This window comes from Pseudomonas fragi, assembly GCF_002269505.1.
Taxonomy (GTDB): domain Bacteria; phylum Pseudomonadota; class Gammaproteobacteria; order Pseudomonadales; family Pseudomonadaceae; genus Aquipseudomonas; species Aquipseudomonas fragi_D.
This window is the reverse complement of sequence record NZ_NQKQ01000073.1, coordinates 1-386: the sequence shown is the minus strand read 5'-3', so window position 1 is coordinate 386 and position 386 is coordinate 1. Positions and strand designations below refer to the sequence as shown.

Here is a 386-nt window from a genome sequence, read left to right as displayed (position 1 = left end):
AGCGTCGGTAGCGTCGGCCAGGAACGCCAGATCACCAACGTTGCTGCAGGCCAGCTCAGTGCCTCCAGTACCGATGCTGTCAACGGCAGTCAACTGTTCGCTACCAATCAGCAGGTCACCAGCAACACCACCGCCATCAACAGCCTCAACACCGGCGGCGGGTCCAAATACTTCCATGCCAATTCGACACTGGTCGACAGCACTGCAACCGGAACCGACAGCATCGCTGTCGGGCCCAACGCAAGCGCCTCCGCAACCGGGGCGGTTTCAATGGGTAGCGGCGCAGTGGCCAATTCGGCCGATGCCGTAGCCATTGGTACCTCGGCGACAGCCACGGGGGGCAAAGCCGTGTCCATCGGTGCGGGCAATATCGCCACTGGCAACGG

Annotated in this window: 1 pseudogene; it reads left to right on the top strand. The window is 62.4% G+C overall.

The features are described 5' to 3' along the window. Positions 1-386 (top strand): annotated as a pseudogene (locus CJU81_RS23575) (cell surface protein); the annotation flags it as partial.